Source organism: Coriobacteriia bacterium, from assembly GCA_034370385.1.
GTDB lineage: Bacteria > Actinomycetota > Coriobacteriia > Anaerosomatales > PHET01 > JAXMKZ01.
In genome coordinates, this window is record JAXMKZ010000020.1 from 2,501 (window position 1) to 10,939 (window position 8,439).

The 8,439-nt window shown below is 59.9% G+C and carries 5 protein-coding genes and 2 rRNA genes (1 of these 7 running past the window's edge); 6 read left to right on the top strand and 1 reads right to left on the bottom strand.

Annotation, left to right across the window (positions count from 1 at the left end; translation table 11 throughout):
* The 6 genes from U1E26_04785 to U1E26_04810 all read left to right on the top strand — a co-directional run.
* Window positions 1–2,106 (top strand): 23S ribosomal RNA (locus U1E26_04785) (it extends 897 nt beyond the left edge of the window).
* A gap of 104 nt (window positions 2,107–2,210) precedes the next feature.
* Window positions 2,211–2,325 (top strand): 5S ribosomal RNA (gene rrf / locus U1E26_04790).
* A gap of 164 nt (window positions 2,326–2,489) precedes the next feature.
* Window positions 2,490–2,714 carry a NifU family protein gene (locus tag U1E26_04795; GenBank protein MDZ4168957.1) on the top strand — a complete coding sequence of 75 codons (225 nt, stop codon included), beginning with the start codon at window positions 2,490–2,492 and terminating at the stop codon, window positions 2,712–2,714.
* Between the two features lie 188 nt (window positions 2,715–2,902).
* Window positions 2,903–3,616: a hypothetical protein gene (locus tag U1E26_04800; GenBank protein ID MDZ4168958.1), complete on the top strand. Its 714-nt coding sequence runs from the start codon at window positions 2,903–2,905 to the stop codon at window positions 3,614–3,616.
* 2,217 nt (window positions 3,617–5,833) lie between these two features.
* Window positions 5,834–7,312 (top strand): helix-turn-helix transcriptional regulator, encoded by a 1,479-nt coding sequence (locus U1E26_04805; GenBank protein ID MDZ4168959.1) that lies wholly within the window; start codon window positions 5,834–5,836, stop codon window positions 7,310–7,312.
* Between the two features lies 1 nt (window position 7,313).
* The gene (locus U1E26_04810) at window positions 7,314–8,030 is read left to right on the top strand and encodes a hypothetical protein (GenBank protein MDZ4168960.1); all 717 of its coding nucleotides are present in this window, start codon (window positions 7,314–7,316) and stop codon (window positions 8,028–8,030) included.
* Window positions 8,031–8,107: 77 nt separating this feature from the next.
* Here U1E26_04810 and U1E26_04815 read toward each other — a convergent pair.
* Window positions 8,108–8,439, bottom strand: a 332-nt coding sequence (locus U1E26_04815) for a hypothetical protein (GenBank protein MDZ4168961.1), incomplete at its 5' end; no start/stop codon positions are given.

The window sequence follows — 8,439 nt, forward strand, 5'->3', positions numbered from 1 at the left end:
CAAACCTGGAGATATCTCGTTCTCCCCGAAATAGCTTTAGGGCTAGCCTCGAGTGTTTAGTTCCGGTGGTAGAGCACTGGATGGTCTAGGGGGCTTCACCGCTTACCGAAATCAACCAAACTCCGAATGCCGGTACTTTAGAACTCGGGAGTCAGACTATGTGGGCTAAGCTGTGTAGTCGAAAGGGAAACAGCCCAGACCGCCCGCTAAGGTCCCTAAATCCATGCTAAGTGGAAAAGGATGTGCGTTTGCTCAGACAACCAGGATGTTGGCTTAGAAGCAGCCATTCATTTAAAGAGTGCGTAATAGCTCACTGGTCAAGTGGACATGCGCCGACAATTCACGGGGCTCAAGCATGGTACCGAAGCGGCGGACTTCACATTGTGGAGTGGTAGGGGAGCATTCTGTACGGGTTGAAGCGGGCGGGTGACCGTCCGTGGACTGTACAGAAGAGCGAATGCTGGCATGAGTAACGAGAGAAGTGTGAGAAACACTTCCGCCGTAAGCCTAAGGGTTCCTGGGCAAGGCTAATCCTCCCAGGGTCAGTCGGGAGCTAAGGCGAGGCCGCGAGGCGTAGTCGATGCACAACAGGTAGACATTCCTGTACCACTGATAGCGCGTTATTACCGATGGGGTGACGGAGTAGGGTAGCTGAGCGCGGTTCTGGACGTCCGCGTGAAAGGCTGTAGGGTTCAGGGTAGGCAAATCCGCCCTGTAGATGCCTGAGAGCTGATGACGAAGCGATTGAGTGAAGTCAGTGATCCCATGCTTTCAAGAAAAACCTCTAGGGAGTTCTATCGGTGCCCGTACCAAAACCGACACAGGTAGGCAGGTAGAGAATACCAAGGCGATCGAGACAACTATGGTTAAGGAACTCGGCATAATGGATCCGTAACTTCGGGAGAAGGATCACCCTGGACTGTGATCACCCTCGCGGTGTGAGCGGTTTGGGGTCGCAGTGAAACGGCCCAAGCGACTGTTTACTAAAAACACAGGACTCTGCTAAGTCGTAAGACGACGTATAGGGTCTGACGCCTGCCCGGTGCTGGAAGGTTACGGGGAGCGGTTAGCCTTCGGGCGAAGCTGTGAACCTAAGCCCCAGTAAACGGCGGCCGTAACTATAACGGTCCTAAGGTAGCGAAATTCCTTGTCGGGTAAGTTCCGACCTGCACGAATGGCGTAACGACTTGGGCGCTGTCTCAACCGTAGACTCGGCGAAATTGCATTATTCGTGAAGATGCGAATTACCCGCGGAAGGACGGAAAGACCCCGTGAACCTTTACTACAGCTTGACATTGATCTTTGGTTTGTCGTGTAGAGGATAGGTGGGAGGCTGTGAAGCTGGGGCGCCAGCCCTGGTGGAGTCGACCTTGGAATACCACCCTCGACAGGCTGGAGGTCTAACCCCACACCGTTATCCGGGTGGGGGACCGTGTCAGGTGGGTAGTTTGACTGGGGCGGTCGCCTCCTAAAATGTAACGGAGGCGCGCGTAAGGTTCCCTCAGATCGGTTGGCAATCGATCGTAGAGTGCAAGCGCACAAGGGAGCTTGACTGCGAGACCTACAAGTCGAGCAGAGACGAAAGTCGGTGCTAGTGATCCGGCGGCTCAGAGTGGAATGGCCGTCGCTCAACGGATAAAAGGTACTCCGGGGATAACAGGCTGATCCTGCCCAAGAGTCCACATCGACGGCAGGGTTTGGCACCTCGATGTCGGCTCATCGCATCCTGGGGCTGTAGCAGGTCCCAAGGGTTTGGCTGTTCGCCAATTAAAGCGGTACGCGAGCTGGGTTTAGAACGTCGTGAGACAGTTCGGTCCCTATCCTCCGCGGGCGTAGGAGACTTGAGAGAGGCTGTCCCTAGTACGAGAGGACCGGGATGGACGAACCTCTGGTGTACCAGTTGTCACGCCAGTGGCACCGCTGGTTAGCTACGTTCGGTATGGATAACCGCTGAAAGCATCTAAGCGGGAAGCCAGTCTCAAGATAAGGTCTCTCACTGGGTTAACCAGGTAAGGCCCCTCGTAGACTACGAGGTTGATAGGCTGCAGGTGTAAGCACAGCGATGTGTTCAGCCGAGCAGTACTAATAGGCCGAGGTCTTGATCTCATTCGCGAGATTTTCAAGCGCTATGCAGCTCTCAGGGTGCGTGTGCACCCATGGGACTCATTTGACAACGGTATAATACCGTTCACCGAGAGCCGGTGGATGTGTTCAGTGGTTATGGCGGAGGGGGTACACCCGATCCCATTCCGAACTCGGCAGTTAAGTCCTCCAGCGCCGATGGTACTGCGGCGTAGGCCGTGGGAGAGTAGGACGCCGCTGAACACATCCGACGGCTCTTAGTGGTTTTTGGGTATTTTGACGTTGGTCCGGTGCGGTCACTAAACTTGACTGTTTCGGTCAGGATTGTGGTATTATCCCCGTGTCAATACAGCGATGATGTTCGTCGGGCGATCGCCCCGGCGGGCCCCAGAGGAAGGAGCTCCCGGATGAATGCGGAGCGCATACAGCAAGCACTGGATAAGATTCGCCCTGCGCTGCAGGCCGATGGCGGCGATGTGGAGTTCGTAGAGTTTACCGAGGATGGCGTGGTCAAGGTTCGCCTCGTCGGTGCCTGTCGGGGTTGTCCGATGTCACAGCTGACCCTGTCCAACGGCGTCGAGCGCGTTCTCAAAGAGGAGATCCCGGAGGTCGTCCGAGTCGAGGCGGTCTAGCGGGAGCGAGTTCTGCCGGTACTCCCACGGGGTCACGCACACAGGAGCCGTCCATGGACGGCTCCTTCGCGTTTTTTCGGAGAGGGGATAGGGGCTTCGGGGTGGGGCGCGCTTCCCGAGCACGTTGGTGTGAAGTATGCTAGTACGGATTGGACGATTAGATTCGCGGAGTTGGAATCGGAGGTAGCGTGGAGTCACTGCACGGCGGCAGCACGGAGCAGGCGGATGTGCTTGAGGCCGCCCTCCGCCGCGCAGGCGCGCGCCGGAGACTGCGACTCGTGCCCCGACTATTCCTCGGCGTGGCTGTGGTGTGGTGGGCCGGATCCATCATCTATGAGTCCTGGTCCGCAGCCGCAGTATCTGACCTTGTGGATCGAGTGACTACTGCGGCGTCTATCCGTCCCGGAGACGAGTTGCTCGATCTGGCTGTACCTGAGAGTAGCTCAGCAGATCCTTCATCCCTACTTCCGATGAGTGTGGAGGGATGGACGGTTCAAGGTGTTCAGCCTGTTCCCGGTGCCCGTGCAGGAGACCTCATCGAGGGGAGCTATCTCCCGTCTGACGAGTTTCGTTCACTGGTGACGCCGCTGGTGGTCTACGTCCAGACCGGAATCACCCCGCTGGGGTCTGAGGATCCGATCAGTGCCGTCGGTCCGGGCACGAGGTACACCGAGGCCGTGGGCGAATCCGTCATCGAGGGCATGCCCGTGGCGCTGGGGGCGACACCGGATGGGTGGTCCTACGTGGTCTCATGGAACTTCGGGGAGCGAAGCTATACGGCCGATGCGTCGTTTCGGTTCGTCGTTCCCGAGCAGAATGCCAGGGAGATTCTCAAGCGTTCTGCCGAGGAGATTGCTCGTGCGATAGTCATCAAGCAAACGAATGGCGGATTGGTTCCGTGAGGGCGCCGTCTCCAATGGGCATCCCCGATGTCTCGCTTCTCAAGACAGTCGTGGCCGCATTCCTCATCACAGCGATGGCAGCCCTCGTCATCTTCACCAGTGCGACCGCGTTGCCGTCGACGTGCACCGCGTGTCATGTCGGCGTGATGGCCGAGGAACGAGCGGACGCCCATGAGTCAGTCCCATGCGATCGATGTCATCGACGTTCCGGCGTAGTCGGTGTCGTCGATTTACGTCTGCGCATGCTCCCGATGCTCGCGGCCAGTGTCGGACTGCCGACACCCGTGACCGCGATGGTAGCGTCCGATCGGTGCCTGAGCTGCCACGATGGAGTGCTTGGAGGCCCGATTGAAATCGGAAGCCTTCGTATGAGTCACAAGGAGCCGTTCGACGCGGGGATGTCGTGCGTTGACTGTCATGGTGCTTCGATTCACGGCGGAGTATCAGAAGCCGCAGGGCGGATCGATATGAACGATTGCCTGCGGTGTCACGTGGTCTCTGTTGCGTCGGCTGATTGTGGCACGTGCCACCTGTCGGGAATGTCGCGTGCCTCCGGTCTGAACAGAGGCACTTTTTCAAAGACGCACGGCGCGGAGTGGCGCACCCTGCATGGTATGGGCGATTTGAATACGTGTGGAGCCTGTCATACGGTGGCGCGGTGTGAATCGTGTCACGGCACGCCCTTACCGCATGGCTATTCATGGCTAAACGAGCACGGGGCCGAGTACCTCCAGGCACCGGATCCGTGTGCCCGGTGTCATTCACAGCGATTCTGTGACGACTGCCACGGTTTGCAGATGCCGCACCCGGCGGGATTCCGCGACACTCACCGGGGGGAAGCGGCCAACATGGCTGATGAGGACTGTCTATCTTGCCATGCCCGTCAGAGTTGCGACGAATGCCACATCGCTCACGCACATCCCGGACTCGACGCGGGGCGTGCGGCAGAGTTGCGCCGGAGAGCGGGGATCAATGACTGAGAGGAAGATCCGCCGGCTGCGATCACCGCGCGGCCTCCGGTGGTTGAGGTTTGGCCGCAAACGCGGGGGGAAGGATGAGCGTGCCCCGATCGTCGTCTCGTGGCGCACCCGCCGACGTCTTGTCCGGTTGGCGACCACGCTCGTCGGGGCATCACTGGTTCTCGTCGCCGGATGGTCGGTCGCTTCGTGGGGCGGAGCAGACGAGACGTGCGTCGGCTGTCATAGAGCGCAGGAGGTGCGACTTGCTCCACATGAACAGACATCTTGCGACGCATGTCATCGACCTGGCGGTCTATCAGGTGCGCTGCGCCATACGGCCACCGTCTCCCAGATGTTATGGACCGGTTATGTCCTCGGTGAAGAGGCGGACATGTCAGCGATTCAGCCGGACCCCTCGGCGTGTCTGCGCTGTCACCGGGAGATAATGAAGCCGGGCTTTGACGAAGAGAAGACAATCCGTGTCAATCACAGGCATCTGCTCGAGGCCGGATATCGCTGCGGGCAGTGCCATGAACAGGCCGGTCATCGTGGGCTGGTCGCAAGCAGGCCGTCATCGATTATGGAGCGTTGTCTAACGTGTCATGATGGCGAGGCTGCGTCCGCTGAGTGCGGACTGTGCCACGCCTCCAGGCCCAGTGATGTGACCTCATCTTGGCGTCCCCGGCAGTCGGTTCCAGTCGGGCTGGGAGGTACCTGCAGGGGTTGTCATTCTGCAACGACGGAGCGCGAATGTGTAGCCTGCCACGGTGGGTATGAGATGCCACACCCTCCCGGATGGGGTAACGCGGGGGGGCATATGTACGACGGCCTCGTTGACCAGCCAACGTGCGAGCTCTGTCATGTCCCTCCGGCGAACGTGGGTCCGGCTCCGCACGGAGCACTGCCTGTGCCGCACGGCGGTGGATTCTGCAACTACTGCCACATGTTCCCTACGCCGCACGGTGATCGCCGGCTCTGGACGCGGTCGCACGGAGCCGCCTCCCGGGGCGTCGAGGTTGGGGGACAGGACTGTGCACCCTGCCATGATTCCGTTGGCTTTGTAGACCAGTGCACGATGTGCCACACGGAGTCTACCTGTAGCACATGTCATGCGCAGAGAGACCGCAGACGACGGTAGAACCGTGTAGAATAGTCTTGATGATTCTTAACGGCACGACAATATATGGCAAACACAAGGCACGGTGGGGTCGATTCGGCATAGCCCGGGTCCCACGAGAAGCGTCAAGGGAGGAAACCGTTGTCCGTTACGGGAGACAAGCTGGCCGAGTCCGGCGCAGCCCTCACGCGCACCGATCTCATGCTCCTCGGCATACTGGCAAGTCGATCGATGCATGGGTACGAGATTGCTGAGTATCTGAGTCAACCCAAGATGCAAGCATGGGTGAGTCTCGGACGGGCTTCAATCTATTACGCGTTCGGACGACTCGAGAAGCACGGGTACGTGACGCGCCACTCGGAGCGCCACGGCGGTAAACCGGAACGAACCGTCTTTTCGATTACCGAGACGGGCCGCGCCGCCTTCGTCGATGCCCTGGTCGATGCTCTGGGTTCAAGCGAGCGGCTTGCCGACGAATTCGACATCGCGCTCTACTTTTCCAACAGGCTTGATCCTCCCCGGGCGCAGGAGCGCGTAGAACAGCGTCTGGCACTTCTCGGCGATCAGGCGGAGAGGCTCGGGGCGATTGCTTCGCAGGCAGACGCTACCGGAGACGGCGAGCTCAGGCTCGTTTTGGAGCACCGTCTGGCCATCCTTCGCGCGGACATCGATTTCCTGGTCGGGTATGTCCAGATGCTGGCAGGCGGGGCGCGTTCGGTCGCAGTGGTATCCGGCTCGCTTGCTGACGTCTCGCTCACGGACGTGTTGCTGAATCTGGCATCTGCGGGTCGCAGCGGGGTGTTTCGCGTACATACGCTGGGCGATACGGTGGATCTCTGTTTCGACGAGGGTCGGCTGTATGGCGTCCTCGGCACAGCGGGGTCCTCCGCCGAGGATTCGCTGAGGGCTGCATTCACGAGCACGCGGGGACAGTATGAGTTCTTGCCGGGCGACACACTCGAGGGAGATGCCACGCCGATCAGTGGCCTGCAAGCAGCTATCCTCATGGGAGCCCGGGACGTCGCTGACGAAACGCTGCTCGAGCGGATGCTTCCCTCGCAAGAGACATTGCTCGGCGTTCGAGACGGCTACGAGCGTGAGGTCATCGGCGTCGATCTGACCAGCGAGGAGCGCGGCCTGCTGTCCGAGATTGATGGCGTTCGAACACTCGCTGAAATCGCGCGAGCCCGCGGCTGGACGACGCGTCAGACCAAGGTGATCGCCTACCCACTGTGGCTGACCGGATGGCTTGTGCGTGTGGACTCGACTAAGCGCGACTTCGTCCTGGCCGTGGCGCGCTACGTTCGACGCTGGAGTGAGGCGATTTCTCTTTTCGCTGGCGAAGCGGGGGAAGAACGCGTCTTCGAGGATGTGGACCTGGCGTCATCCGCGGGGGGCCTGACTCAGTTTCGGGATATTGATCGTAGTCTTCAGTCGACCCGGTTTCGCATGTCGTTGGACGACGTTTCGACTGACGCGCGAGAGTACGTCGACCTGCTGAACCGGGCGGTGTCCGCACGTCTTGGCGACGGCTTTGCCGAGGATGTGTCGATGGGATACGCGCAGGAGCTTGCCGACGACGATCGCCACATTCTTGCTGCTCACGGGATATTGGTGTGAGATGACCAGCATCCAGGACTACTCGATGATCATTTTGTTTGTCGTGTACGGCCTGACATTCTTCGTCATGGCGGGAGTGCTGTGGTTCAGGCTCGAGCAGACGGCCCGAATCGGAATCGCCGGACCGATGGTGACCCTCGTGGCATTCGCGGTTCTCCACGGTATTTCTGACATCGTTGATGTGGTGCTGCGGCTCCCGGGTTACAACGCCTCGCCGACCGGGTCGATTGCCGCCGTCCGGATGGTGTTTCTTGTCGCCTCGTTCTTGTTTCTTGCTGTTTATGGTGCGCTTGGTCTGATTCGGGATGACAGTGTGCGCCGCTCGGTCTTCGTCATGGGTATGGTCGGTCTGGTCGGCATCGTCGCCGCGGTGACAGCACTGTTCGCTGAGGGTGCCGCAGCCGGCTCTATCGCCGATGCCGAGCGAGCGACGCGCCTGTATATTGCCTTGCCCGGCGGCCTGCTTGCCGCTTTGGCGCTCTACCGCGCAGGGCAGACATGCGGCAAACTTGGTATGCGCCAGTGTCGCGAGGGGTCGATCGTAGCCGCGGCGGGCATGGTTGCGTACGCTATCTTTGCCGGGGGCATCGCCACCGGATATCCTGAGCCATTGAGGTTGATCGGATTACCCATTCAGCTGTATCGCATGGGTTCCGCGGCCGTGCTGACCGTCGGCATCGCCTGGATGCTGGACCGGATGTCCATCGGGGGGAAATAGACCGCTACTCCGGGGAGATCTTTGGAGCGGGCGAGCGTCAGTACGTGAGCCGGCTGAAGACCCGCCCAGCGTGATGGTTACGGTAGCGCCGACACTACGACGATGAGGTTCTTCACATCGCCCATGCTCGCTGTGGTCTGGACATCGAACGGCTTGATGTCGCCCGGCGCGAGTCCTCCTTCGACGACAAACGATCCCACCGACCTCATGGACTCACTCCCGCTGTCTGAGTCGCCGGAAACGCGCGCGACTACGTCGAAGCGGATAGCCGGGTATGTGACGTCACCCAGGTTGGCAACCTGTCCGAATACGCGTGCGAGTCCCGCATCGGACGGGTATACGGTCTGAACCTCGCCGACTAGCACCTCCGCGAGCGCCTGACGCTCATCGCGCGATAGCTCTCGTAGGT